24 protein-coding genes are annotated in these 26,193 nt (G+C 72.5%); 14 read left to right on the top strand and 10 right to left on the bottom strand.

Going from position 1 to position 26,193, the window contains the following annotated elements:
- Positions 1-155: 155 nt before the first annotated feature.
- The 5 genes from ACF08F_RS06125 to ACF08F_RS06105 are packed head-to-tail and all read left to right on the top strand — an operon-like array spanning position 156 to position 5,985.
- Positions 156-1,346, top strand: a complete 1,191-nt coding sequence (locus ACF08F_RS06125; RefSeq protein ID WP_392297280.1) for a lipid II:glycine glycyltransferase FemX — start codon at positions 156-158, stop codon at positions 1,344-1,346.
- Positions 1,343-2,995: a murein biosynthesis integral membrane protein MurJ gene (gene murJ, locus ACF08F_RS06120; RefSeq protein WP_392297279.1), complete on the top strand. Its 1,653-nt coding sequence runs from the start codon at positions 1,343-1,345 to the stop codon at positions 2,993-2,995. Before ACF08F_RS06125 ends, murJ begins: the two co-directional genes overlap by 4 nt.
- Positions 2,996-3,044: 49 nt before the next feature.
- Positions 3,045-3,728, top strand: a complete 684-nt coding sequence (locus ACF08F_RS06115) for a response regulator (RefSeq protein ID WP_392297278.1) — start codon at positions 3,045-3,047, stop codon at positions 3,726-3,728.
- On the top strand, positions 3,725-5,266 hold the full coding sequence (locus ACF08F_RS06110) for a sensor histidine kinase (RefSeq protein WP_392297277.1): 1,542 nt from the start codon (positions 3,725-3,727) through the stop codon (positions 5,264-5,266). The genes ACF08F_RS06115 and ACF08F_RS06110 overlap by 4 nt, the downstream gene beginning before the upstream one ends.
- Positions 5,263-5,985 carry a hypothetical protein gene (locus ACF08F_RS06105; protein ID WP_392297276.1) on the top strand — a complete coding sequence of 241 codons (723 nt, stop codon included), beginning with the start codon at positions 5,263-5,265 and terminating at the stop codon, positions 5,983-5,985. Before ACF08F_RS06110 ends, ACF08F_RS06105 begins: the two co-directional genes overlap by 4 nt.
- A 15-nt stretch (positions 5,986-6,000) precedes the next feature.
- Here the strand turns inward: ACF08F_RS06105 and ACF08F_RS06100 are convergent, their stop codons facing one another.
- The gene (locus ACF08F_RS06100; protein WP_392297275.1) at positions 6,001-6,834 is read right to left on the bottom strand and encodes a serine hydrolase domain-containing protein; all 834 of its coding nucleotides are present in this window, start codon (positions 6,832-6,834) and stop codon (positions 6,001-6,003) included.
- 87 nt (positions 6,835-6,921) lie between these two features.
- On the opposite strand from ACF08F_RS06100, the gene ACF08F_RS06095 reads away from it, so the two are divergent.
- Positions 6,922-7,335 carry a MerR family transcriptional regulator gene (locus ACF08F_RS06095; protein WP_392297332.1) on the top strand — a complete coding sequence of 138 codons (414 nt, stop codon included), beginning with the start codon at positions 6,922-6,924 and terminating at the stop codon, positions 7,333-7,335.
- Positions 7,332-8,348, top strand: coding sequence for an aldo/keto reductase (locus ACF08F_RS06090; protein ID WP_392297274.1), 1,017 nt, complete (start codon positions 7,332-7,334; stop codon positions 8,346-8,348). Before ACF08F_RS06095 ends, ACF08F_RS06090 begins: the two co-directional genes overlap by 4 nt.
- Positions 8,349-8,370: 22 nt before the next feature.
- On the opposite strand, the gene ACF08F_RS06085 is transcribed toward ACF08F_RS06090, so the two are convergent.
- The 7 genes from ACF08F_RS06085 to ACF08F_RS06055 all read right to left on the bottom strand — a co-directional run bounded on the left by ACF08F_RS06085 (position 8,371) and on the right by ACF08F_RS06055 (position 16,073).
- Positions 8,371-9,588 carry an acyltransferase gene (locus ACF08F_RS06085; protein ID WP_392297273.1) on the bottom strand — a complete coding sequence of 406 codons (1,218 nt, stop codon included), beginning with the start codon at positions 9,586-9,588 and terminating at the stop codon, positions 8,371-8,373.
- On the bottom strand, positions 9,585-10,574 hold the full coding sequence (locus ACF08F_RS06080) for an alpha/beta hydrolase (protein WP_392297272.1): 990 nt from the start codon (positions 10,572-10,574) through the stop codon (positions 9,585-9,587). The genes ACF08F_RS06085 and ACF08F_RS06080 overlap by 4 nt, the downstream gene beginning before the upstream one ends.
- Positions 10,575-10,764: 190 nt before the next feature.
- Complete coding sequence (locus ACF08F_RS06075; protein ID WP_392297271.1) at positions 10,765-11,445, bottom strand: response regulator; 681 nt, start codon at positions 11,443-11,445, stop codon at positions 10,765-10,767.
- A gap of 91 nt (positions 11,446-11,536) precedes the next feature.
- Entirely contained in the window at positions 11,537-12,883 is a 1,347-nt protein-coding gene (locus tag ACF08F_RS06070; RefSeq protein ID WP_392297270.1) for a sensor histidine kinase, read from the bottom strand.
- Between the two features lie 194 nt (positions 12,884-13,077).
- The gene (locus ACF08F_RS06065; protein WP_392297269.1) at positions 13,078-14,052 is read right to left on the bottom strand and encodes a DUF4429 domain-containing protein; all 975 of its coding nucleotides are present in this window, start codon (positions 14,050-14,052) and stop codon (positions 13,078-13,080) included.
- A 74-nt stretch (positions 14,053-14,126) separates the two neighbouring features.
- Positions 14,127-15,341, bottom strand: a complete 1,215-nt coding sequence (locus ACF08F_RS06060) for an alpha/beta hydrolase (RefSeq protein WP_392297268.1) — start codon at positions 15,339-15,341, stop codon at positions 14,127-14,129.
- A 75-nt stretch (positions 15,342-15,416) separates the two neighbouring features.
- Entirely contained in the window at positions 15,417-16,073 is a 657-nt protein-coding gene (locus tag ACF08F_RS06055) for a TetR family transcriptional regulator (protein ID WP_392297267.1), read from the bottom strand.
- 125 nt (positions 16,074-16,198) lie between these two features.
- Here ACF08F_RS06055 and ACF08F_RS06050 point away from each other — a divergent pair, with 125 nt between their 5' ends.
- Positions 16,199-17,824: an MFS transporter gene (locus tag ACF08F_RS06050; RefSeq protein ID WP_392297266.1), complete on the top strand. Its 1,626-nt coding sequence runs from the start codon at positions 16,199-16,201 to the stop codon at positions 17,822-17,824.
- Positions 17,825-17,976: 152 nt separating this feature from the next.
- Positions 17,977-18,420, top strand: a complete 444-nt coding sequence (locus ACF08F_RS06045) for a peptidase inhibitor family I36 protein (RefSeq protein ID WP_392297265.1) — start codon at positions 17,977-17,979, stop codon at positions 18,418-18,420.
- Here ACF08F_RS06045 and ACF08F_RS06040 read toward each other — a convergent pair.
- Positions 18,401-19,258 (bottom strand): potassium channel family protein, encoded by an 858-nt coding sequence (locus ACF08F_RS06040; protein WP_392297264.1) that lies wholly within the window; start codon positions 19,256-19,258, stop codon positions 18,401-18,403. The two genes, ACF08F_RS06045 and ACF08F_RS06040, sit on opposite strands and share 20 nt — an antisense overlap.
- Before the next feature lie 80 nt (positions 19,259-19,338).
- Positions 19,339-22,071 carry a pyruvate dehydrogenase (acetyl-transferring), homodimeric type gene (gene aceE, locus ACF08F_RS06035; protein WP_392297263.1) on the bottom strand — a complete coding sequence of 911 codons (2,733 nt, stop codon included), beginning with the start codon at positions 22,069-22,071 and terminating at the stop codon, positions 19,339-19,341.
- Positions 22,072-22,508: 437 nt separating this feature from the next.
- Here aceE and ACF08F_RS06030 point away from each other — a divergent pair, with 437 nt between their 5' ends.
- The 5 genes from ACF08F_RS06030 (at position 22,509) to ACF08F_RS06010 (ending at position 26,104) form a co-directional block, all read left to right on the top strand.
- Positions 22,509-22,931 (top strand): DUF3052 domain-containing protein, encoded by a 423-nt coding sequence (locus ACF08F_RS06030; protein ID WP_150270660.1) that lies wholly within the window; start codon positions 22,509-22,511, stop codon positions 22,929-22,931.
- Between the two features lie 163 nt (positions 22,932-23,094).
- A complete protein-coding gene (locus tag ACF08F_RS06025; protein ID WP_392297262.1) occupies positions 23,095-23,553 on the top strand; it encodes a peroxiredoxin in 459 nt (152 codons plus the stop codon).
- A gap of 137 nt (positions 23,554-23,690) precedes the next feature.
- Complete coding sequence (locus ACF08F_RS06020; RefSeq protein WP_026058190.1) at positions 23,691-24,266, top strand: TerD family protein; 576 nt, start codon at positions 23,691-23,693, stop codon at positions 24,264-24,266.
- An 84-nt stretch (positions 24,267-24,350) separates the two neighbouring features.
- On the top strand, positions 24,351-24,926 hold the full coding sequence (locus ACF08F_RS06015) for a TerD family protein (RefSeq protein ID WP_056639976.1): 576 nt from the start codon (positions 24,351-24,353) through the stop codon (positions 24,924-24,926).
- Between the two features lie 29 nt (positions 24,927-24,955).
- The gene (locus ACF08F_RS06010) at positions 24,956-26,104 is read left to right on the top strand and encodes a DUF475 domain-containing protein (RefSeq protein WP_392297261.1); all 1,149 of its coding nucleotides are present in this window, start codon (positions 24,956-24,958) and stop codon (positions 26,102-26,104) included.
- Positions 26,105-26,193: the final 89 nt, after the last annotated feature.

Here is a 26,193-nt window from a genome sequence, read left to right as displayed (position 1 = left end):
GACCGGCCGTCCTGTGGGCCGCCGGAGGCCCGTATGACAAGGGCTGCGGCGGAACGGTCATCGTCCGGTCACAATGACCGTGCGCTTCCGTCGAATTCGGCTGTGAGCCTGCTGTGCGCCCCACCACCGAGGGGCGGAACCAGGAGGCTCCCGTTGTGTCAGCGCTGCTCGTGACGGCCGCACCCACCGACCGCCGTGCCCCCGCGGGCCCGGTCAGGCTCGGACCCGTGACACCCGAGACGTACCGCGCGTTCCTCGCCTCCCGCGCCACCGGCGCGGACGGACCCAGCTTCCTCCAACTGCCCTCCTGGGCACAGGTCAAGGACGGCTGGACCCACCAGCTCATCGGCTGGGGGCCGGAGTCCGGCGAGCTCACCGGCGTCGCCATGGTCCTGCTCCGCGCGTTCCCCGGCACCCGCAAGTACTTCGCCTACCTCCCCGAGGGGCCCGTCGCCGACTGGTCCGACCCCGACCTGGACGGCTGGCTCGACCCGCTCCTCCGCCACCTCCGCGCCTCCGGCGCCTTCGCCGTGCGCATGGGCCCAGGGCCCGCGTACCGCCGCTGGACCGCCGCCACCGCCAAGGCCGCCACCGGCCCCGGCCGCCGCCTCGCCGACGTCCTCGCCGACGAGGTCGACCCGCTCGGCACCGTCGTCGCCGAACGCCTCCGCGCCCGCGGCTGGCGCAAGTGCGGCGGCGACTCCGAGGACGGCGCCGACGCCCAGCCCCGCCACGTCTTCCAGGTCCCGCTCGCCGGCCGCTCCACCGACGACCTCTGGTCCGGCCTGAACCAGGAGTGGCGGCGCAACGTCCGCAAGGCCGGCAAGTCCGGCGTCGAGATCACCATCGGCTCCGCCGCCGACCTGCCCGAGTTCTACCGGCTGCTCCGCATCACCGAGGAGCGCGACGGCTTCCGGCTCGGCCGCTCCCTCGCCTACTACGAGCGCCAGTACGCCGTCCTCAACGCCGAACAGCCCGGCCGGATGCGGCTCTACCTCGCCCGCCACGAGGGCGAGATCCTCGCGGCCCACACCATGGTCACCGTCGGGGCCCGCGTCTGGTACCAGACCGGCGCCTCCGCCGACCACCGCCGCGAGGTCCGCCCCTCCAACGCCCTCCAGTGGCGCATGATGCGCGACGCCCATGCCCTCGGCGCCGCCGTCTACGACCTCCGCGGGGTACCCTCCACCCTCGATCCGGACGACCGTGCCCACGGGCTCCTGCGCTGGAAGCTCGGCACGGGCGGACAGGTCGTCGAGACGCTGGGGGAGTGGGAGATTCCGATGCAGGGCACGACCAACGGGGCGCTGTTCCGCGCCTTCCAGGCATATCTGGCCCGCCGATGACGGCGACGCTCACCGAACCCGCGGCACCGCGGAAGGCGGCCGCGCCCTCCGCGCTCCGCAGCGGGGCGCTCATGGCGGCGGGCTCGCTCGTCTCCCGCGCCACCGGCTTCGTCCGGGCCGCGGTCGTCGCCGCCGCGCTCGGCGCGGGCGTGGTCGCCGACGGCTACGCGGTGGGCAACTCCGTCCCCACCATCGTCTACATGCTGCTCCTCGGGGGCGCCCTCAACGCCGTCTTCGTCCCCGAGCTGGTCAAGGCCGCGAAGGAGCACGAGGACGGCGGCGTGGCCTACACCGACCGGCTGCTCACCCTCTGCGCGCTCGCCCTCACCGCGCTCACGGCCGCCGCCGTGTTCGCCGCGCCGCTGATCGTCGACACGTACACCGACTACGTGGGCGAGCAGCGGGAGATGACCGTCGCCTTCGCGCGCGCGTGCCTGCCGCAGATCCTCTTCCTCGGGCTCTTCACCCTGCTCGGCCAGGTCCTCAACGCCCGTGGCCGGTTCGGCGCCATGATGTGGACGCCCGTCCTCAACAACGTGGTCGTCGTCGCCGTCTTCGGCCTCTTCCTCGTCGTCGGCGACGGAGGGGAACTCACCCCCGGCGAGACCGCGCTGCTCGGCTGGGGCACCACCGCCGGCATCGCCCTCCAGGCCCTCGCGCTCCTGCCCTCGCTGCGCGCCGCCCGCTTCCGCTGGCGGCCCCGCTTCGACTTCCGCGGCAGCGGCCTGGCCGCACCGCTGCGCTCGGCCGGCTGGCTGGTGCTGCTCGTCCTCACCAACCAGGGCGCGTACTGGGTGACCACCTGGCTCGCCACCTCCTCGGGCAGCGAGACCACCGGCGGTTCGGGCCTCGCCGGGTACAACAACGCCTATCTGCTGTGGGCCGTCCCGCACGGCATCGTCACCGTCTCCCTCGTCACCGCGCTGCTGCCCCGGATGAGCGCCGCAGCCGCCGACGGCGACCTCGCGGGCGTCCGCCGGGACGTCGCGTACGCGCAGCGGACCAGCGCGGCGGCCGTCGTCCCGGCGGCCTGCGCGCTCCTCGCCCTCGCCGTCCCGCTGATGACGGTGGTCTTCGGGTACGGGGCGACCGACGGCGACGACGTCCGCGCGATGTCCTGGATCCTGATGGCCTTCGCGCCCGGCCTCGTCGCCCTCTCCGGCCAGTACGTGTGCACCCGCGCGTTCTACGCCCTGCGCGACACCCGTACCCCCTTCTTCCTCAACCTGGTGATCGCCGGCCTCAACGCCGGGCTCTCCCTGGCCGCGCACCACTACCTTCCGGCCCACTGGGCCGTCGCGGGCATGGCCGCGGCCTACTCGCTCGCCCTGTGGGCGGGCTGGGCCCTCACCGCGTACGTCCTCGGGCGCCGGCTGCGGGGGACCGCCGACGCGGGCACCTCCCGGGAGGGCGACGGCGCGGGTTCCGCGCTCGCGCGGCTCCTCGTCGCCGCCCTGCCCGCCGCCGGATACGGCCTCGTCGTCGCCGACCTGACCGGTCCGGCCGGCGCCGTCGCCGCCGGACTGGCCGGCGGCCTCACCGTCCTCGGCGTCTTCGCCCTGCTGGCCCGCCCCCTGCGCCTCGTCGAGGTGCAGGCCCTGCTCGCCACCGGCACCACCCGGCTCCGCGCCCTCGGGCGCCGGGCATGACCCACCGCCCCCTTCCGGGGCGTCGACACGACCCTGGGATACTCCACAGATGCCCCGCGTGCTCCTCATAGAAGACGACCCCTCCGTCCGCGAGGGCGTCGAACTCGGGCTGCGCCGCCGCGGGCACGAGGTGCGGACCGCGGCCACCGGGGAGGCCGGGCTCGCCGCCCTCGGGGAGTTCCGCCCCGACCTGCTCCTCCTCGACCTCATGCTGCCCGGCATGAACGGCGTCCAGGTCTGCCACCGCGTCCGGGAGAGCAGCCAGCTCCCGATCATCATGCTCACCGCCCGCGGGGACGACTTCGACGTCGTCATCGGCCTGGAGGCCGGTGCCGACGACTACATCGTCAAGCCCGCCCGTACCGAGGTCATCGAGGCGCGGATACGGGCCGTGCTGCGGCGCATCGAGGAGCCCGGAACGGGCCGCCCCGGCATCGAGTTCCACGGGCAGCTCGCCGTCGACCGGGCCGGACTCACCGTCGCCAAGGCCGGCGAGCGGCTCGCCCTCGCCCCCTCCGAGCTGAAGCTGCTGCTCCACCTCACGGCCGCCCCCGAGCAGGTCTTCAGCCGGCAGCAGCTCCTCGAACACGTCTGGGAGCACAGCTACCACGGCGACGCCCGGCTGGTCGACGCCTGCGTCCGGCGGCTGCGCAACAAGATCGAGGACACCCCCGGCGAACCCCGCTACATCCAGACCCTGCGCGGCTTCGGCTACCGCTTCGGACCGCTGTGAGGTCCTGCGCGGCCCCGGAGACGGCGGAGGACGCGGCCGCCGGGGCGGAGACGGGAACGGAGACGAGGACGGAGACGCGGCGGCGCAGGGCCCGGCGCCCCCGATGGCGCCCCTTCGGCCTGCGGACCCGGCTCGTCCTGGCGTTCCTGCTCGTCGCCGCCGTCGGCTGCGGCACCACCGCCGCCCTGACCTACCGGGCCGCCCGCAACGCCATCCTGGAACAGGCCCAGAACACCGCCCTCTCCGCCTTCCGCGAGCAGGTCCAGGGCCTCAACACCGCCCTGCCCCCCTCGGCCGACTTCCTGGGGGACCAGGTCCGCCGGATCGCCCGCCAGGGCAAGCCCCGCACCTGGCGCGTCTACGCCGAGTACGGCGACGTCCGGGTCTCCTCCACCGACCGCCCGACCTCCTCCGTCATCACCCCCGAGCTGAGGGCCCGGGCCCACGCGAACGCCGAATCGCCCCACGGCAGCTTCCAGCGGGTCGTCAAGAACGGCACCCCGTACCTGACCATGGCCGTCCCCGCCCTCTTCCACGCCTTCTCGCCCGAGGACGCGGCCCGGCCCACCGGCCTCGTCCTCTACGCGGTCATGGAGCTCGACGAGGAGGAGGCCAACGTCGAGGCCATGGTCACCGCCGCCCGCGACGGAGCCCTCCCCGCCCTCGCCGTCGCCCTGATCCCCGCGCTCATCGCCTCGCGTGGTGTCCTGCGCCCCGTACGGGAACTGGGCATCGCCGCCCACAACATGGGCCGCGGCCGCCTCGACACCCGGATCCACGCCAAGGGCAGCGACGAACTCTCCGACCTCGCCCGCACGTTCAACGAATCCGCCGCCGAGCTCGAACGGTCCGTCGCCGAACTCCGCAGCGCCGAGGCCCGCGCCCGCCGCTTCGCCTCCGACGTCTCGCACGAACTGCGCACCCCGCTCGCCGGCATGCTCGCCGTCACCGAGGTCCTCGACGAGGACGCCGCCGCCGGGACGCTCGACAGCGACACCGCCCGCGCCGTCCGGCTGGTCAGCGCCGAGACCGGCCGGCTCGCCGTCCTCGTGGAGGACCTGATGGAGATCTCCCGCTTCGACGCGCGCGCCGCCGAGCTCCACACCGACGAGGTCGACGTCGCCGACTGCGTCCGCAAGACGCTCCAGAACCGGCACTGGACCGACCCCGCGTCCGTCGCCCCGTACCTCGCCCCGGGCATCAGGGCCCGGCTCGACCCGCGCCGCTTCGACGTCGTCGTCGCCAACCTCGTCGGCAACGCCCTGCGGCACGGCGGGGCGCCGGTGACCGTCCGGGTGTACGAGGAGGGGGACCACTTCGTGACGGAGGTCGCCGACCGGGGTCCGGGCATCCACCCGGACGTCCTGCCGCACGTCTTCGACCGCTTCTACAAGGCGGACCCCGCCCGGACGCGCTCGGCGGGCAGCGGGCTCGGCCTCGCGATCACCCTGGAGAACGTACGGCTGCACGGCGGCACCGTGGAGGCCGCCAACCATCCCGAGGGCGGCGCCGTCTTCACGGTGCGGATGCCGCTGTGACCGGCCGCCCGACCCGCCGCCGGGCCGTCGCCGCGACCTACCGCCCGGCTGTTGCCGCGACCTACCGCCCGGCCACCGCCGCGACCCGCCGCCCGGTCTTTGCCGTGATGCGCCGCCGGGTGGCCGCCGCGGCCCTGGCCGGGCTCCTACCGCTGGTGGCCGCGTGCGGGATCCAGGGGAGCGACGTCGTCGAGGCGGGCGGAGCCCCGACCGTCCTGGTCGGGCCGAACCCCGAGTCCCGGATGCTGCTGTTCTTCGTCGGCCCGGACGGCCACTCCATGCCGGTGGCCCGCGACGTCGGGTTCGGGAGCTCGGACAACCCGTTCGGACCGGACTACGTCCTGGGCAACGGGGAGGGCCACGAGACCGACGCGCCCGACAGCGCCCTCCTGGCGGAGCGAGGGGTCGTCGGCGACAAGGTGCTCGCCGCGCTCCTCGCCGGACCGAACGACGCCGAGACCGCCGCGGGCCTGACCACCGCCCTCCCGCGCGGCGTGGCCGCCCCGCACGTCACGGAGGACAAGCCGGGCGGCACCGAGGGCCGCCGGCTGCTGCGCGCGCGGGCCCCGTTCGCGGTGACGAGCCTGTCGGAGCCGGCCGTGCGCCAGCTCGTGTGCACGGCCGCCTACGCGAAGGACAGACTCGGCCTGGCGGAGGTCGTCCTCATCGGCCCGGACGGCGCCCTGCCCGTGGCCACCTGCGGCGACGACACCGGCTGAGGAGCGCCGCGTGGGTCAGGCGGCGCGCAGCTCGGCGAGGACCGCGTCCGTGAACGGCGGCCAGGCCTCGATCGCCCACGGCCCGAAGGGCCGGTCGGTGAGGGCGACGCACGCGGCCCGCGCGTCCGGGTCGATCCACAGGAACGTCCCCGACTGCCCGAAGTGCCCGAAGGTGCGCGGCGAGGAGCCGGCGCCCGTCCAGTGCGGGGACTTGCCGTCGCGGATCTCGAAGCCGAGCCCCCAGTCGTTCGGCCGCTGGTGCCCGTAACCGGGCAGGATGCCGGTCAGGCCGGGGTACGTGACGGTCATCGCGTCGAGGACGGTCCGGGCGTCGAGCAGCTGCGGCGCCTGCACCTCGGCGACGAACCGCACCAGGTCGTCGACGGTCGACACGCCGTCCTTGGCGGGCGAGCCCTCCAGGGCCGTCGACGTCATGCCGAGCGGCTCCAGAACGGCCTGGTGCAGGTACTCGGCGAAGGGGATGTCGGTCGCCTTGGCGACGTGGTCGCCGAGCGCCTCGAAACCGGTGTTGGAGTAGATCCGGCGGGCGCCGGGCGCCGCCATGACCCGGTTCTCGTCGAAGGCGAGCCCCGAGGTGTGGGCGAGGAGGTGGCGGACGGTCGCGCCCTCCGGCCCGGCCGGCTCGTCGAGGTCGATCGCCCCCTCCTCGTACGCGACGAGGACGGCGTACGCCGCGAGCGGCTTGGTGACCGAGGCGAGCGGGAAGCGCCGCCCGGTGGGGCCGTGGGACCCGGCCAGGGTGCCGTCCGCCCGCACGACGGCGGCGGCCGCGGTGGGGACGGGCCAGTTCTCGATCGACGCCAGGCTCGGGACGCTGCTGCTCTGCATGGGGCCGAGCCTACTTGCTTCGAGTGCACTCCAACGTTTTAGCGTGGGGTCATGAGCGTGATCGCGAGCACGGCCACGAGTACGGCCATGAGTACGCCCACGGCGACGGGAACGGGCGGCGCCCGTGCGTCGCACTACACCATCAGCGAGGTCGCGGCCCTGACCGGCCTGTCGGCGCACACCCTGCGCTGGTACGAGCGGATCGGCCTGATGCCGCACGTCGACCGCTCGCACACCGGGCAGCGCCGGTTCAGCGAGCGCGACCTCGGCTGGCTGGGCTTCGTCGGCAAACTGCGGCTGACCGGCATGCCCGTCGCCGACATGGTCCGGTACGCCGAACTCGTCCGCGAGGGCGATCACACCCGCAACGACCGGCGGGAGCTCCTGGAGGCCACCCGGCGGGACGTCCTCGCCCGGATCACCGAGCTCCAGGACACGCTCGCCGTGCTCGACGTCAAGATCGGCCACTACGGGACCCCATGCGGAGGCACACCCACATGACCAGGATCGACACCGTACGTCTCGGCGGCCAGGACGGCCCCGAGATCGGCGTGCAGGGCTTCGGCGCCATGGGCATCAGCGAGTTCTACGGCGACACCGACGAGGCCGCCGCCCGCGACACCCTCGACGCGGCCCTGGAGGCCGGCGTCACGCTGATCGACACGGCCGACATCTACGGCAGCGGCGCCAACGAGGAGTTCCTCGCGCCCTTCGTCGCAGCCCACCGCGACGAGCTCACCCTCGCCACCAAGTTCGCGATCGAGCGGCGCGCCGACGACCCGTCGTACCGGGCCGTCCGCAACGACCCCGCGTACGTCAAGCGGGCCGCGGAGGCCAGCCTGCGCCGCCTCGGCGTCGAGACGATCGACCTCTACTACATGCACCGCCGTGACCCGGCGATCCCCTTCGCCGAGTCCGTCGGCGCGATGGCCGAGCTCGTCCAGGAGGGCAAGGTCCGCTTCCTGGGGCTGAGCGAGGTGACCGGGCCCGAGCTGCGCGAGGCCCACGCGGTGCACCCGATCGCCGCGCTCCAGTCGGAGTGGTCGCTCTTCTCCCGGGACGTGGAGCGCAGCGCCGTCGGCGCCGCCGCCGAGCTCGGCGTGACCTTCGTGCCGTACTCGCCGCTCGGCCGGGGCTTCCTGACCGGGGCGTTCGCCGACGCGGGCAAGGAGCTGTCCGGCGGCGACTTCCGCCGGTACCAGCCGCGGTTCACCGGCGAGAACGCGGAGCGGAACGCCGCCCTGCTCGACCCGGTCCGGAAGATCGCCGCCGCGCACGCGGCGACACCGGCGCAGATCGCCCTCGCCTGGGTGCAGCAGCGGTCCGCCGTGCACGGCCTGACGGTCGTCCCGATCCCCGGCACCCGCAAGCGCTCCCGCCTGGAGGAGAACGCGGCCGCCACCCGGATCGTCCTCACCGCGGCCGAACTGGCCGAACTGGAGCCGATCGCGGGCCTGGTGGCGGGGGACCGGTACCCGGACATGAGCCACACGTCCCTGGCCCGCGAGGCCTGAGGCCCGCGGCCGCCCCGCGCCGTCACCCGAGCCCCAGGGCGAAGACCCCGAATCCGGCCGCGAGGAGTCCCGCCAGGACGCGGCGCGCCGGACCGGTCCTCGTCCAGGGGGACTCGAAGCCCCGCGCGAACCGCCCGATCAGGACGAGCAGTCCCGCGAAGACCGGCATCCAGGCCAGCCGGGCCAGGATCCAGCCGACCGAGTCGGGCGCGCCGACCAGGCCGGGGACCTCCCCGAGGTACGAGCCGGGGACCGCCGCGGCGAGCATCGCCGTCTGGTGCCAGCACAGGATCGTCATCGCGGACAGGTTGACCACCACGACCGGCGCCCACAGCGCCGGCCGCTTCAGGAGCCGGCCGAGCCTCTCGCGGAGCAGGATCGCCGCGCCGCTCTGCGCGGCGGCCAGGGCGAGGACGAGCAGCGACGGCGGGTGCGAGTTGGTGCGGGCCTCACCGGGGACACCGACCATGGACGCCGGGTACCCGAAGGCGAGCAGGAGGGTCGCGAAGAGCGCGGCGCCGCCGAGCAGCAGCGCCCAGGCGTGCCTGCGGGTCACCCGGCCCTCGCCCCACGAGACGCCGAGCTGATAGGCGAAGAGCCAGCCGGGCAGGATGTTCAGCAGGCTCAGCCAGGACGGCACGGCGTCGGCGTACGGCCCGTAGCGGAGGAAGTCGACGACCGCGACCGAGCCGAGCAGCGGCGCGGCGGCCCAGACCCCGAGGCGGCGGGCGGCCCGGACGCAGTACGGGGTGAGCGCGGTGACCACCGTGTAGACCCCGACGAACCACAGCGGCTGGACGACGAGCGTGGACGCCGTCCGCAGGGTGTCGACGGGCACCCCGGCGCCGAAGTGGAGCAGCGGCAGCAGCGCCGCCCACACGGCGGTGACCCCGAGGACCGGGCGGCCGAGCCGGGCCAGCCGGCCCTTCAACCACGCGCCGGTCGAACCCTTGCGGCGCCGGTAGGAGAGGACGGAGGCATAGCCGCCGACGAGGAAGAAGATCCCCAGCATCTGGAGGACCCAGCTGGCCGGGGCGAGCTTGGCGAAGGTGCCGAGCGGGCTCGCGTTGTGGAGGGCGCCGTCGGCGGAGAGGGTGAAGCCGCCGAGCAGCCAGTGCCCGGTCGGCACGGCGAGCAGGGCGAGGGCGCGGAGCCCGTCGATCGCCCGGTCGCGGTGGGCGGGGGTGGAGGACTCGATCTTCGCGGCCGTCCTCCGGGCCGCCGTGGCGAGGGCGCTCATCGGACGTCTCCCTCGGCGATCGCGGCGAAGGCGCGCAGGGAGCTGGTGCCGGGCGCGAAGTAGCCGCCGTGGCCGGTGGCGTCCTCGGCCGGGATCCGGCGGGCCCCGAAGGCCGGGTCGGTGGGGTCGGCGCCGTGGCCGAGCCCGGCGAGCTCGACGTTCGGGATCCGGTCGATCCAGTCGGTGGGGTCCTTCGCCGCCCAGACGCGGGCGGAGGTGCCGAGTCCGGTGACGTTCGCGGCGCGCATCCCGGGGGAGCCGAGGACCACGAGGTCCTTGGCCTTCAGGTCGCGGGCGGCGAGCCCGCAGACGACGGAGCCGTAGCTGTGGCAGAACACCGACGGCTCGGCGGCCCCGGCGGGCCGGACGGCCGCGAGACCGTCCACGAAGCGGGCGAGGCGGTCGGCCCCGGCCTCGGCGAGCCGGGCGGTGGCCGCGTCCAGGCCGACGCCGACGGGGGTGGTGTAGCCGGCCCAGGCGACGACCGCCGTGCGGCCGCCGGTCGCCCGGTGCAGCTCCCGCGCCATGTCCGTGAGCGGGGTGAGGTGGCCGGCGTCGGTGTCGGAGCCGGGCACGACGACCGCGACCTGCTCGGCCCGCGCCAGGTCCCCGTACACGAGGGCGACCTGACCCCGGCCGCGCGGATCGTGGGCGAGGACCTTCGCCCCGGCGAACCGGCCGTGCGTGGCACGCTCGTTGGCCTCGTACCGCAGGGCGAGGGGGGCGCCGTCGAGGTTCCCGACGACCGTGGGGTGCGTGCGGGCCAGTTCCCTCTGTCGTACGGGGGCGAGTCCCGCGAAGAACCGCGCGGTCCCGGCCGGGTCCATCCGCTCCGGGTCCGGCAGCCCCGCATCCCGCCAGGCCCCCGTTCCGACAGGTGCTCCGGTGACGGCCTCCTGGGCGTCCCCGGACGCCCAGCCGGCCGTTCCGGCGATGACCGCGGCCACCACGGCCACGGTCGTCAGGGTCCTCGCAAAGCGGCGCATGGGGTCGCCCCTCCCTCTCCGGTTCTCGCTCGTTCGTCGGCGAGAGGAAGGTAGGAAGACGACGGGTGACGGCACGTCACACCGGGGAGCCAACTGCGGTTTGATACCGGGGTAGGGGGTGGACGACTGGCCAACCCGAGGGCGGGGGTGGGGTTTTCCCCCGGGGGCGTGCCGGGGGGTCCGGGGGCGCTCAGCTCGCGCCGGGGGTCACCAGGCCCGACTCGTACGCGAAGACGACGGCCTGCGCCCGGTCGCGCAGGTCCAGCTTGGCGAGGACCCGTCCGATGTGGGTCTTCACCGTCTGTTCGGCGAGGACCAGCCGGTCCGCGATCTCCTGGTTGGACAGGCCCCGGGCGATCAGCTCCAGGACCTCCGTCTCGCGCGGCGTGAGGCCGTTGAGGCGCAGGGCGGTGGTGTCCCGGCGCGGGGCGGGCCGGGAGGCGGCGAAGTCGGCGATGAGACGGCGGGTCACCGACGGGGCGAGCAGCGCCTCGCCCGCCGCCACGATCCGTACCGCCGCGATGAGGTCGGCGGGCGGCGCGTCCTTCAGGAGGAAGCCGGACGCGCCGGCGCGCAGCGCCTCGTACACGTAGTCGTCCACGTCGAAGGTGGTCAGCATCAGGACCTTCGGCAGGTGGGTGACGCCGGCCGGCGGGTGGAGGATCTCGCGGGCCGCCGCGAGCCCGTCCATCTCCGGCATCCGCACGTCCATCAGCACGACGTCCGGATGCGTCGAACGGGCCACGTCCACGCCCTGCCGGCCGTCCGGCGCCTCGCCCACCACGTCGATGTCGGGCTGGGCGGCGAGCAGCGCGGCGAAACCCGCCCGCACCATGGCCTGGTCGTCGACGATGATCACGCGGATGGTCACTCGGGGTCCTCGGGGTTCGGGGTCGGATCCGGGATCGGGTTCGGGGTCGGATCCGGGTTCGGGGTGGGGGCCGGGCCGTCACCGGCACCGGTCAGGGCGCCGGCTCCGGGTCCGGGGCGGGTGCGGGGTCCGCCGTCAGCGGGAGCCGGGCGGCCACCCGGAAACCGCCGTCCGGCAGCGGCCCGGTGTCCAGCGAGCCGCCCGTCAACCGTACGCGCTCCCGCATCCCGACGAGGCCGTGCCCGGTGCCGGCCGCACCGCGCTCCACCCCGGAACCCGCCTCCGCGCCGGGCCCGTTGACGACCAGCACCGTCAGCCAGCCGTCCTCCGAGGCCCGCACCGACACGCGGGTCGCGGCGCCCGGCGCGTGCCGGACGACATTGGCGAGGGCCTCCTGCACGATCCGGTACGCGGACAGGTCCACCGCCTGCGGCACGTCCTTCAGCCCGGCGGCGAGCGACAGTTCGGCCGGCACCCCGGCCCGTACGGTCGCCTCGACCAGCTGCTGGACCCGGTCGAGACCCGGCTGCGGCGCCCGCTCGCCCTCGCTGCCGTCGCTGCGCAGCACCGAGAGCAGCCGCCGCATCTCGGCCAGCGACTCCCGCGCGCTCGCCGCGATGGAGGTGAACTCCTCCCGGGCCGCGTCCGGGAGGTCCGGGATGCGGTACGGGGCGGAGTCCGCCTGCACGGTGATCACGGACATGTGGTGGGCGACGACGTCGTGCAGCTCGCGCGCGATCCTCGCCCGCTCCTCCAGGAGCGTGCGGCGGGAGCGCTCGGCCTCGTTGATGATCTCCTGCTCGACGAGCCGCCGCTGCGCGTCGCCCCGGGCGCGCACGGCCGAGGTGAGCAGCAGCAGGACGCCGCTCAGCACGAGCAGCAGGGTGTGGACGCTGGTGGTCCCGTCGGGCCGGAAGGCCTCCAGGGCGTATCCGGCCGCGCCGGTCGCCAGCCAGACGCCGAACAGGGCCCGGCGCGACTCGCGCAGCCCGAGCGCGACCATCAGCGCGCAGTAGCCGACGACGACCGGCGGGGTCCAGGGCCACAGGTCCGCGTGGGGGCCTTCCGAGCCGAGGAGGGCGAGCGCGCCGAGCACGTCCGCGGTGAAGATCACCCACCAGGCCTGGAGGGGGCGGGAGACGGCGAGCAGCAGCGGCGCGGTCTGCGCGGTGGCGATGGCCCCGGCGAGGCCGCCGTTCACGCCGTAGTCGTTGAGGAGGACGGTGATCGTGGTGGGCAGGAGCGAGGCGACGAACGCGACGGCGACGACGTACGGCAGCAGGCGCACCCACCGCGAGGAGGCCTCGGAGAGCAGGGGCGCGCCGGGGGTGGTCGGGGTGGTGAGCGCGGCCCCGAGGCCCTGGAGCAGCTCACGTGACCGTGCGCTGAACCGGCCGAGGCGGGCGGTGGGCGGCTCGTGCCGCTGTTGGGTAGCCATGACCCGCCCAGGGTAGGCAGCGGCCTTGCGCGCGGGCGTCATACCCGGGTGGGGCCGGGACCCGATACCGGGGTATGACACCGGGGGCCTTCCGAGCCTCGTCGGCCCCTCGGCCCGTCGGCCTGCCGGCTCCTCGGCCCGTCGGCTCCTCGGCCCGTCGGCTCCTCGGCCCGTCGGCCCGTCGGCTCCTCGGCTCAGAGCTCCGCGAGGAGTTCCGCCTTCTTCGCCGAGAACTCCTCGTCCGTCACGAGCCCCGCCCGGTGCAGGTCGCCCAGGTGCCGGATCCGCTCCGCCACCGCCCCCGGGTCGCGGAGCGCGCTGTCCGGGGCGACGGCGGCGACGGAGACGGGCACGCGGTCCTTGCCGCGGATGGCGGCGAGCACGGCCGCCGCGAAGGGGAGGGACTCGTGCACGGGCCCGTAGCCGAGACCGAAGACGACCGAGGCCGGGTCCCGGTCGGGCTGGGCGGGCCGGGCGACGCCGTCGCGGGGCACCAGCCGCAGGTAGCCGTCGAGGATCTCCGGCGAGCGCCACTCGACGCCGCTGAGCTCCCGTACGGAGAAGGTCTGGTCGCCGGCCTTCCACTTCTCCGAGGACGCGCCCGTCCAGGACCAGCGGAAGGCGACCTCGGAGGTCCCGTCGAAGCTCGCCCGCCCGTCGTACGTCTTGAAGGACAGCGGCCCCGAGGGCGCGGCCACCAGGAAGCCGTCGGTGGGCCGCACGGCCGGGTCGTCGTCTCCGACGCCCCCGCCCTCCGCGAAACCGCCCTCCGCGAAGCCGGCCTCGGTGAAGCCCGCGTCGGCGAAGCCCGTGTCGGTGAAGCCCGCGTCCGCCGGGAGCAGCGCCCGCAGCTCGTCCCGGTAGTACTCGGCGAGCGTCTCCTTGTCCGCCGGAAGCACCAGACGGTACGGGTCGCACGCCTCCTTGAGCTGCCCCGCGGCCGCTTCCATCAGAGGATCGGCGCCGGGCCGGGGCACGGCGTGCAGCACGACGGTGCCCCGCTTGCCCGGCGTGAGCGTCACGGACGCCAACGCCTCGTGCGGTACCCGTCGCTCGCGTAGCGCGCTGAAGAGCTTCGGCGTGTTGCGGTTCCCCCGATCGAAGCGGATGACGAGGGCATCGCTCTCGAACTCCCAGGTGGCATGAATTCCGGCCAGCACATCACCCATACGCCTCATCGTATGCGGCGTATGCCCGTGCGTCGCCCCTGTGAAAGGTCGGGAAATTACGTGATCTACGCGCGTCAGGCCGCTTCCGCACCGGATATTCCGCGGTGGCAAGCGCTGTCGGCACGTGCGCAGACCAGGTCCCCGTACGCACCGACCCCTATCGCGGCGAAGTTGCCGAGGCTCTCCGTGCCCGGCTCGAAATAGCCGCTGTGCCCGGCCGCGCCGCCCGCCGAGAGCAGCCTCGCGCCGAATTCCGGTTCCACCGGGTCCGCGCCGTGCCCGACCCCGCCGACCTCCAGGTGGGGCACGTCCTCGATCCAGTCGTCCGGGTCCCGCATCGCCCACACGCGGGCCGGGGTGGCGAGCTCCGCGGCGTGTTCCACCCGCATCCCGGGGCTGCCGGCCACGGCGAGATCCGTCACCCGCGCGGGCAGTTCGGGCGCCGCGAGCCCGCAGAGGACGGAGCCGTAACTGTGGCAGAAGAGCGCCACCCGGGCGTCGCCGGGCAGCGCCGAGGTCAGCTCCACCAGCCGTACGGCTCCGTTCGCGGCCAGCCGGCCGGTCATCGCGTCGACGCCGACCCCGGAGGGCGCGGTGTAGTCGGCCCAGGCGATGACGGCGACCCGGGCGGCGGGGGAGGTCCGCCGCTCGGCGGCGTACAGCGCCTGGGCCATGCCGGCGGGAGCCGCGTACCGGCCGTGGGTCTTCTGGAAGGTGAGGAGGGTGGTGTCGACGCCCGGCACGATCACCGAGACCCGCCGGGCCCGCTCCAGATCGCCGAGGACCTCGGCCGCGCGGCCCTTGCCCGTCGGGTCGAAGGCCAGGACCTGGCGGCCGGGCCGCATCAGGGAGGCGAAGCGGTCCGCCCGGCGCCGTGCCTCGTGGCGGCCGTCGGCGGAGAGCCGCGGGTCGTCGAGCCTGCCCCGCTCGGCGTCGAGGGACTCCGCGAGCGTGAACCGGTTGGCGCGGTAGCGGAGGGCGACGGGGACGCCGTTGAGATTGCCGACGACGAGCGGGTGCCGCTCGGCGAGCCGCCGGCCGCCGGCCGGTCCGAGCCGGGCGAAGAACGCGGCGACCGCGCGGGCCGGGGTGGCCGCCGGGTCGGGCAGCGGGCGGTGGCCGACGCGGTCGCGCGCCCACGCGGCGAGCGCGTCCGCACGGGACGGTCCGGGCTCGGGCCGGTGCCGGATCGCGGTCCACCCGGTGGTCGCGAGCAGCACGAACACGACGGCGAGCGCGAGGAGCGTGCGCAGCACGGCGAGGGTGGGCGAGGCGTCGGCTGAGGTCACGGGGCGCCACCCTACGGGGGCCGGAGCGCGTGGCCCAAAGGGTGTCGCCGGCCACTTCGGAGCGGTACGGGGCGCCTACGCGGCGTCGTCGGCCGTCCCGGTCCGCCAGTGGGGAGCGAGTGCCGGTCCGAGATGGTCGAGGTAACGCTCGGTGAGGGCGCGGATGCCCTCCAGGCTCTGGTCCGTGCCCCGGCCCCACATCTGGGCCGTGACCCGCATGACCCCGCTGAAGGCCGCCACCGCGATCCGGGGGCGGGGGTCCTCGTCCACGTCGAGGCCCTCCCGGTCGGCGATGATCCGGGCGATCGTCTCCTCCGTCTCGGCCGAGCGGCGCAGATGGAAGGCGAGGAGCGCGGGCGTCGACTCGATCATCTGGAAGTTCCGCAGGTACAGCTCGACGGGGACGACGTCGGCGATCGCCTCACCGGCGTGGTCCCACGCGCTGAGGACGGCCTCCCGCAGGGCGTCGAAGGGGCCCTCGCCGGGCGGCCGCCGGTCGAGGGCGCTCACGAACAGCTCCTCGACCATGTGCTGGACGGCGAAGGCGACCTCTTCCTTGGAGCCGAAGTAGCGGAAGAAGGTGCGCTGGGAGACCTCGACGGCGTCGACGATCTCGTCGACGGTCGTCCGCTCGTACCCCTGGGTGGTGAAGAGCTCCAGGGCCACCCGGATCAGCGCGTCGCGTGTGCGCTGCTTCTTCCGCTCGCGGAGGCCGGGGGTGGGAACGGTCAATTCGAATCTCTTTTCAGGTGTTTCGTCCGGCTGCGGGAGTAGTCAGGGTACCTGTGAGCTACGTGACAGTTACCGGCGTGTGAATCGCTTTGTCAATTGTCAGTGGCTGACATTAGCCTCGTCGCATGACTAGTCAGACCACCGTGGAAAAGGCCCCGCAGGGTCAGGGGGGCGTCGTCCGGGAACCCGCACCGGGCCCGGCGAAGGGACTGCGCGGTCACCCGTGGCTGACCCTGTTCGCCGTCGCCGTGGGCGTGATGATGGTCGCGCTCGACGGCACGATCGTCGCCATAGCCAACCCCGCCATCAAGACCGACCTCGGCGCCACGCTCGCCCAGGTCCAGTGGATCACCAACGGCTACCTGCTCGCGCTCGCCGTCGCGCTGATCACCGCCGGCAAGCTCGGTGACCGCTTCGGCCACCGCCAGACCTTCCTCATCGGCATCGCCGGCTTCGCCGCGGCCTCCGGCGCGATCGGCCTGTCCGACTCGATCGGCGCCGTGATCGCCTTCCGCGTCCTCCAGGGCCTCTTCGGCGCCCTGCTGATGCCGGCCGCACTCGGCCTGCTGCGCGCCACCTTCCCCGCCGAGAAGCTGAACATGGCCATCGGCATCTGGGGCATGGTCATCGGCGCGTCCACGGCGGGCGGCCCGATCGTCGGCGGCCTGCTCGTCGAGCACGTCAGCTGGCAGTCCGTCTTCTTCATCAACGTCCCGGTCGGCGTCCTCGCGCTCGTCCTCGGCCTGGTCATCCTCAAGGACCACCGCGCCGAGAACGCGCCGCGCTCCTTCGACGTCCTCGGCATCCTGCTGCTCTCCGGCGCCATGGCCTCCCTCGTGTGGAGCCTCATCAAGGCCGGCGAGTCCTGGGGCTGGTCCAGCGGCAAGACCTGGGGCTGTCTGATCGGCGCGCTCGTCCTGTTCGGGCTCTTCGCCTTCTGGGAGACCAAGGTCAAGGAGCCGCTGATCCCGCTGGCCATGTTCCGCTCCGTGCCGCTCTCGGCCGGTGTCGTCCTGATGGTCCTCATGGCCTTCGCCTTCATGGGCGGGCTGTTCTTCGTGACCTTCTACCTCCAGGGCGTGAAGGGCCTCAGCCCGGTGGACAGCGGTCTGCACCTGCTGCCGCTGACCGCGATGATGATCGTCTCCTCGCCGCTGGCCGGCGCGCTGATCACCAAGTTCGGCCCGCGCGTGCCGCTCGTCGGAGGCATGGTCTGCACCGCCGTCGCCATGTTCGGCATGATCACGCTCTCGGCCGGTACGGGCACCTTCGCGATGTCCCTGTGGTTCGCGCTGCTCGGCCTGGGCCTCGCCCCGGTCATGGTCGGTGCCACCGAGGTCATCGTCGGCAACGCCCCGCTGGAGCTCTCCGGCGTGGCCGGCGGTCTGCAGCAGGCCGCCATGCAGGTCGGCGGCGCGCTCGGTACGGCGGTGCTCGGCGCCGTCATGTCCTCCAAGGTGGCGGACTCCTTCGCGGGCAACTGGAAGGAGGCCGGCATCCCTGCCCCGGTCAACCCGCAGCTGGAGCAGGCCGCCGAGTTCGGCATGGCCCCGCCGGAGCTCGCCAAGGCGCCGGGGATGACCCCCGACCTCTTCGACAAGATCTCGGGCGTCATCCACGACACCTTCCTGGACGGCATGGGCCTGGCCTTCACCGTCGCCGGCGGCGTCGCGGTCGTCGCGGCCCTCGTCGCCACGCTCACCAAGCGCGGCGAGAACGCGGAGGCGGGCGGCATGGGCGGTCACATCTGACGTCCGTCTGACGACCGTCTGACGTCCGCCGTCAGGGTTCCCGTAGGGGGCCGTCACCCGTTCGCGTGAACGGGGGCGGCCCCTCTTCCGTCGTGGGGGAGACCTCCGCCATGCTCGTGATTACAGAGAGTAATCGAGTGGGGGTCATCGACATGAAAACGCACACGCACAGGTACGGGTCCTCGTATACGAAGTCGGGTATCGCGGCAGCGGTGGCGGCCGTCCTGACCGGCGTCCTGACCGCGCTCCTGACCGCGGTCCCGGCCGCCCCCGTGGCGGCGGCGGACGCGACGGCGGCGCCGTCCGGGACGCTCCTCGGGCCCTGCGGTCCGGGCCGCCTCTGCCTCTGGCCCAAGCCCGATTTCAAGGGGCGCGTCCAGAGCCACGAGCTGGCCACGACCGACATCGAGAGCTGTGTCGCCCTGCCGCCGGGCACCTCGGCCCAGTCCCTCGCGAACCGCACGGGACGGCCGGTCACCACCTACCAGTCGGCGGAGTGCGCGGAGACGGGCGAGTTCGAGACGTACCCGGGGCGCGGGACATGGATGCCGCAGACGCCCTACGAGGTCAGAGCGTTCAAGATCTGGGAGCGCTAGGGACGGCGGGTCCGTCGGGCCCGACCGGGCCCGCGGGCGCGGGGACGGCGGGTGCGGGGACGGTGGGCGCGGGGACGGCGGGCGTGGGGACGGCGGGTGCGGGGACGGTGCGTGATCCGTCCGGCGGGGAGAGCCGCGCGACCTCCGCGCGGAGCTCCCGCACCTCCTGGGTCAGCGCCTCCAGCAGCTCGGTCTGCCGGCGTTCCACCGCGTCGTCCCGGTCGAAGCGGGAGATGAACCAGGCCGCGATGTTGGCGGTGACGACACCCAGCAGGGCGATGCCCGAGAGCATCAGCCCGACCGCGAGGACCCGGCCGAGACCCGTGGTCGGGGCGTGGTCGCCGTAGCCGACCGTGGTCATCGTGGTGAAGGACCACCAGACCGCGTCCCCGAGCGTCTTGATGTTGCCGTCCGGGGCGTCGCGCTCGACGTGCAGCACGGCCAGCGAGCCGAACATCATCAGCCCGACCACCGCGCCCGCCACATAGGTGGTGAGCGTGATCTGCGGGGCCATCCGGGCCCGCCGGCCCACGAGGAGGAGCGTGGAGACGACGCGCAGCAGCCGCAGCGGCTGCACCATCGGCAGCACGACCGCGAGCAGGTCCAGGGGGTGGGAGCGGACGAAGGCCCAGCGGGCCGGGGCGATGACGAGCCGGACGAGGTAGTCGAGGGCGAAGGCCGCCCACACCACCCACTCGACCCGGGTGCACAGCCGGTGCACCCACGGGGCGGCGCCGGGGGCCACGATCGGCACGGCGTAGGCGAGGCCGAACGCCACCGCGAGCGCCAGCAGCGGCGTCTGCGTGCGCTTTTCCCAGCTCTTCCAGCGAACCTTCATGCGGGGCATCGTAGAGAACGCCGAAGGGCGGCGGGACCATCGGTCCCACCGCCCCTCACCAGGCGCTATGCGCTACGGACTCAGGCGTCGCCGCCCGCGGGGCCCGGGTCGGCGGCCGCCACGTCGAGCAGCTGGTAGCGGTCCACGGCCTGCTTCAGGGCCGACCGGTCGACCTTGCCCGCGCGGGCCAGCTCGGTCAGCACCGAGAGCACGATCGACTGGGCGTCGATGTGGAAGTAGCGGCGGGCCGCACCCCGCGTGTCCGCGAAGCCGAAGCCGTCCGCGCCCAGCGAGGTGTACGTCCCCGGCACCCAGCGGGAGATCTGGTCCGGGACCGCGCGCATCCAGTCCGAGACCGCGACGAACGGGCCCTCGGCGCCCTGGAGCTTGCGCGTCACGTACGGGACGAGCTGCTCCTCGTCGGGGTGGAGCAGATTGCGCTCCTCGACGGCCACGGCCTCGCGGCGCAGCTCGGTCCACGAGGTCGCGGACCAGACGTCGGCCCGGACGTTCCACTCCTCGGCGAGGATCCGCTGCGCCTCGACCGCCCACGGCACGGCGACGCCGGAGGCCATGATCTGCGCCGGGATCGTCCCGGCCTCGGCCGGCTTGAAGCGGTGGATGCCGGCGAGGATGCCCTCGACGTCCACGTCCGCCGGCTCGGCCGGGTGCTGGATCGGCTCGTTGTAGACGGTCAGGTAGTAGAAGACGTCCTCGGCGGCCGGGCCGTACATCCGGCGCAGGCCGTCCTTGACGATGTGCGCGATCTCGAAACCGAAGGCCGGGTCGTAGGCGATGCAGGCCGGGTTGGTCGAGGCGAGCAGGTGCGAGTGGCCGTCCGCGTGCTGGAGGCCCTCGCCGGTCAGCGTCGTACGGCCGGCGGTGGCGCCGAGCACGAAGCCGCGCGCCAGCTGGTCGGCCATCTGCCAGAACTGGTCGCCGGTCCGCTGGAAACCGAACATCGAGTAGAAGACGTACACCGGGATCAGCGGCTCGCCGTGCGTGGCGTAGGCGGAGCCCGCGGCGATCAGCGAGGCCGTGCAGCCGGCCTCGGAGATGCCGTCGTGCAGCATCTGACCGGTCGGCGACTCCTTGTAGGCGAGGAGGAGTTCGCGGTCCACCGCCTCGTACTGCTGACCCAGCGGGTTGTAGATCTTGGCGCTCGGGAAGAAGGCGTCCATGCCGAAGGTGCGGTACTCGTCGGGGGCGATCAGCACGAAGCGCTTGCCGATCTCCTTGTCCCGCATGAGGTCCTTCAGGATGCGGACGAAGGCCATCGTGGTGGCGATCGACTGCTGCCCCGAGCCCTTCTTGGCCGCCGCGTAGGTCTTGTCGTCGGGGAGGACCAGCGGCTTCGCCCGCACGACACGGGTCGGCACGTACCCGCCCAGCGCGCTGCGCCGGTCGTGCATGTACTGGATCTCCTCGGAGTTGCGGCCCGGGTGGTAGTACGGCGGCAGGCCGTCCTCCAGCTGCCGGTCCGTCACCGGGATGTGCAGCCGGTCGCGGAAGCGCTTGAGGTCGTCGACCGTCAGCTTCTTCATCTGGTGGGTCGCGTTGCGGCCCTCGAAGTTCGGCCCCAGCGTCCAGCCCTTGACGGTCTGGGCGAGGATCACGGTCGGCTGGCCCGCGTGCGCCTTCGCCGCCGCGTACGCCGCGTAGATCTTCTTGTGGTCGTGGCCGCCGCGGCCCAGGTGCAGGACCTGCTGGTCCGACATGCCCTCGACCATGGCCCGCAGCCGGTGGTCGTCGCCGAAGAAGTGGTCGCGGATGTACGCGCCGGTCTCCGTCGCGTACGTCTGGAACTGCCCGTCCGGGGTGGTGTTCAGCTTGTTCACCAGGATGCCGTCGCGGTCCTGCGCGAGCAGCGGGTCCCAGGAGCGGTCCCAGATCAGCTTGATGACGTTCCAGCCGTTGCCCCGGAAGACCGACTCCAGCTCCTGGATGATCTTGCCGTTGCCGCGGACCGGGCCGTCGAGCCGCTGGAGGTTGCAGTTGACGACGAAGGTCAGGTTGTCCAGGCCCTCACGGGCGGCGATGGAGAGCTGGCCGAGCGACTCGACCTCGTCCATCTCGCCGTCGCCGAGGAACGCCCAGACGTGCGACCTGGAGGTGTCGGCGATGCCGCGCGCCTCCATGTACCGGTTCATCCGCGCCTGGTAGATCGCGCCGAGCGGGCCGAGGCCCATCGACACGGTCGGGAACTCCCAGAAGTCCGGCATCAGCCGGGGGTGCGGGTACGAGGAGAGCCCGTTCGGGAACTTCGACCGCTCCTGGCGGAAGCCGTCGAGCTGCGTGTCGTTCAGCCGGTCCAGGAGATACGCGCGGGCGTAGATGCCGGGGGAGGCGTGTCCCTGGAAGAAGATCTGGTCGCCGCCGTCGCCCTCGTCCTTGCCGCGGAAGAAGTGGTTGAAGCCGACGTCGTAGAGCGAGGCCGAGGAGGCGAAGGTGGCGATGTGCCCGCCGACGCCGATGCCCGGGCGCTGGGCGCGCGACACCATCACGGCCGCGTTCCACCGGGTGGCGTTGAGGACCTTGCGCTCGATCTCCTCGTTGCCGGGGAAGAAGGGCTCGTCCTTGGTGGCGATGGTGTTGACGTAGTCCGAGCTGCGCATCTCGGGCACGGCCACGCGCTTCTCGCGTGCCCGCTCGATCAGTCGGAGCATGAGGTAGCGGGCCCGCTCACGGCCCCGCTCGTCGACGGCCGCGTCGAGGGAGTCGAGCCATTCCTGGGTCTCTTCCGGGTCGAAATCCGGGACCTGACTGGGAAGGCCGCCAATGATGATCGGGTTGCGATCGGATCCGGGAGCCACGCTCTTCCTTCACTGTCGGTGGTGCCCACGGGGCCACGGAGTGGTCGGGTTGTCCATCGTGTACCCCGTCGGCGCCAGACGTCACATTTACCGGGGGGTAACCCCTACGGGGGTCCCAGCGGCGTCCGCGGTGTCCTCCACGTGTTCGGATGTGTTCAAATCGCAACCTTACGCCCAACTCGCGCATGCGTTTCGTCCGGACGTTCGGCAGACTGAAACCTCAGAAGTCCATAAACCGGGATGAATCATGTGGGACTGATCACGGAGTGCGGCCGGAGCGTGCCGGAAGTTGGGGCGAGACGGCCCCAAACGTCACCGTTTCGGCGGTCTCCGCGGCCCAGTACTTGCGCGATGAGGCCCGGCACGTGTGGACTACGGCCAGCGCCGCGCGCATACGCGTGGCCCACAGCATTTTCCGAATGAGCAGGAGGCAAGCCGTGAGCGCGACCGCGGACCACGCGGAGGAGCGGACCAACCCGGCAGCGAGGCTGGGGTTCGAGCCCGGACAGGTGGTCCAGGAGATCGGCTACGACGACGACGTCGACCAGGATCTCCGTGAAGGCATCGAGTCCATCATCGGCGCCGAGCTCGTGGACGAGGATTACGACGACGTCGCCGACGCCGTCGTCCTCTGGTTCCGCGACGAGGACGGCGATCTCACCGATGCACTGGTGGACGCCATCGGTCTTCTGGAGGACGGCGGCGTGATCTGGCTGCTGACGCCGAAGACCGGCCGTGACGGCTACATCGAGCCGAGCGATATCAACGATGCCGCGCAGACTGCTGGTCTCTCCCAGACCAAGAGCATCAGCGTCGCCAAGGACTGGGCGGGCGCCCGCCTGGTGGCCCCCAAGCGCTGATCACCGTGTTGTGAGACGCCCCCGCCGGTACACCCGGCGGGGGCTTTCGCGCGCAGGCCGTAGGCTGGCCTCACCGTTTCGGCCCAAAGGGCCGATTCGCCCCGCGGGCCGGACCGGACCGGACCGATCCGGGGTCGGCTCCGGCGGAAGGGATGCGTGGGCGATGGCGATCGAGGTCGGCACCGAGGCCCCGGGATTTGAGCTGAAGGACAACCACGGGCGCACCGTGCGGCTCTCGGACTTCCGCGGCGAGAAGACCGTGGTGCTGTTCTTCTACCCCTTCGCCTTCACCGGCGTCTGCACCGCCGAACTGCGCGGGCTGCGGGACGACCTCCCGACGTTCGTCAACGACGACACCCAGCTCCTCGCCGTCTCCAACGACCCGATGCACACGCTGCGCGTCTTCGCCGACCAGGAGGACCTGGACTTCCCGCTGCTGTCCGACTTCTGGCCGCACGGCGAGGCCTCCCGCGCCTACGGCGTCTTCGACGAGGAGAAGGGCTGCGCGGTGCGCGGCACCTTCGTCATCGACAAGGAGGGCGTCGTCCGCTGGACCGTCGTGAACGGCCTGCCGGACGCCCGCGACCTCGGCGAGCACGTCAAGGCGCTCGAAGCCGTCTGAGCCGCACCGCGGCCGACACCTCGGATTCGCCGGGCGAATCGACTGTTTCGACCGGGAACCCGTCACTAGGATCCACTCGTTGATCCGATGCCAACGCACGACTGGGGCGCTGCCCCTGAAAACGTATGGAGGGACTCGTGGGAGTCAGCCTCAGCAAGGGCGGCAACGTCTCGCTGACCAAGGAGGCCCCTGGCCTCACCGCCGTGACCGTCGGTCTGGGCTGGGACGTCCGCACCACCACCGGGACGGACTTCGACCTCGACGCCAGCGCCATCCTGGTGAGCGAGGAGGGCAAGGTCCGGAACGACCAGGACTTCGTCTTCTTCAACAACCTGAAGAGCGCCGACGGCTCGGTCGAGCACACCGGTGACAACCTCACCGGTGAGGGCGAGGGCGACGACGAGCAGGTCAAGGTCAGCCTGGCGACCGTGCCGGCCGATGTCGCCAAGATCGTCTTCCCGGTGTCGATCTACGACGCCGAGAACCGCCAGCAGTCCTTCGGTCAGGTGCGCAACGCGTTCATCCGCGTCGTGAACCAGGCCGGCGGCGCCGAGATCGCCCGCTACGACCTCTCCGAGGACGCCTCGACCGAGACCGCCATGGTCTTCGGCGAGCTGTACCGCCACGGCGCGGAGTGGAAGTTCCGCGCGGTCGGTCAGGGGTATGCCTCTGGTCTGCGCGGTATCGCGCAGGACTTCGGCGTCAACGTCTGAGCCGAGAGTTCGAACCGTCCGGCGCCGCACCTCCCGTGCGGCGCCGGACGTGCCTCATCACCACCCCGGGGAGGAACTGATCACATGGGCGTCACACTCGCCAAGGGAGGCAATGTCTCCCTCTCCAAGGCCGCTCCCAACCTCACCAAGGTCCTCGTCGGACTCGGCTGGGACGCGCGCTCCACCACCGGAGCCCCCTTCGACCTCGACGCCAGCGCCCTGCTGTGCCAGTCGGGCCGTGTCCTGGGAGACGAGTACTTCGTCTTCTACAACCAGCTCCGCAGCCCCGAGGGCTCCGTCGAACACACCGGGGACAACCTCACCGGCGAGGGTGACGGGGACGACGAGTCCCTCATCGTGGACCTCACGCAGGTCCCGGCCCACTGCGACAAGATCGTCTTCCCCGTCTCGATCCATGACGCCGACAACCGGGGGCAGAGCTTCGGCCAGGTCAGCAACGCCTTCATCCGGGTAGTGAACCAGCTGGACGGTCAGGAGCTCGCGCGCTACGACCTCTCCGAGGACGCCTCCTCCGAGACCGCGATGATCTTCGGCGAGCTCTACCGCTACAACGGCGAATGGAAGTTCCGGGCCGTGGGCCAGGGGTACGCGTCCGGGCTCCGGGGCATCGCTCTAGACTTCGGGGTCAACGTTTCGTAAAGCCATGTAATTTCACGATGGGGTAGACAGTGGTTCTGAAAACCTTCGGCTGGTCGTTCGCGATCACTGCGCTCGGTCTGGTCGCAGCGGTGTTCTACGGGGGGTGGGAGGCCTTCGGGATCGTCGCGATCCTCTGCGTCCTCGAGATCTCGCTGTCCTTCGACAACGCGGTGGTCAACGCCGGAATCCTGAAGAAGATGAATGCCTTCTGGCAGAAGATCTTCCTCACGATCGGTGTGCTCATCGCCGTCTTCGGTATGCGACTGGTCTTCCCCGTCGTGATCGTCGCGATCAGCGCCAAGATCGGCCCCATCGAGGCCGTCGACCTCGCGCTCAACGACGCCGAGCGCTACGAGCAGCTCGTGACCGACGCACATCCGTCGATCGCGGCCTTCGGCGGCATGTTCCTGCTGATGATCTTCCTCGACTTCATCTTCGAGGACCGTGACATCAAGTGGCTCGGCTGGCTGGAGCGCCCGCTGGCCAAGCTCGGCAAGGTCGACATGCTGTCGGTCTGCATCGCCCTGATCGTCCTGGCCGTCAGCGCCATGACCTTCGCGACCCAGGCCCACCAGCACGGCGGCACGCACGTCGACGCGGCGTCGACCGTCCTGCTCTCGGGCGTCTTCGGTCTCATCACCTACCTCGTCGTCGGCGGCCTCTCCAGCTTCTTCGAGAACAAGCTGGAGGAGGAAGAGGAGCGCGAGCACGAGGCCGAGGAAGAGGCCAAGCGCAGCGGCAAGAAGGTCACCGTCGTCCAGCTGGCCGGCAAGGCCGCCTTCTTCATGTTCCTGTACCTGGAGGTCCTCGACGCCTCCTTCTCCTTCGACGGTGTCATCGGCGCCTTCGCCATCACCAACGACATCGTCCTGATGGCGCTCGGACTCGGCGTCGGCGCCATGTACGTCCGTTCGCTGACGGTCTACCTGGTCCGCCAGGGCACCCTCGACGACTACGTCTACCTGGAGCACGGCGCCCACTACGCGATCGGCGCGCTGGCCCTGATCCTCATGGTCTCCATCCGCTACCAGATCCCCGAGGTCGTGACCGGTCTCATCGGCGTCGCCCTCATCGCCTGGTCCTTCTGGTCCTCCGTCCGGCGCAACAAGGCCCTCGCGGCGGCCGAGGGCGGCTCGGGCGGTTCGGGAGACAAGACCGAGGTGTCCGCCGGGGTGTGACACCCCCGGTAACGAGGAACGCTTCACTGCGGGGCGGTCGGTGCACCCGGCCGCCCCGCAGGCATGTGCACGGCGATCAGCGGGCGATC

Source organism: Streptomyces sp. NPDC015130 (genome assembly GCF_043080005.1).
Taxonomy (GTDB): Bacteria; Actinomycetota; Actinomycetes; order Streptomycetales; family Streptomycetaceae; genus Streptomyces.
This window is presented reverse-complemented; position numbering and strand designations above follow the sequence as displayed.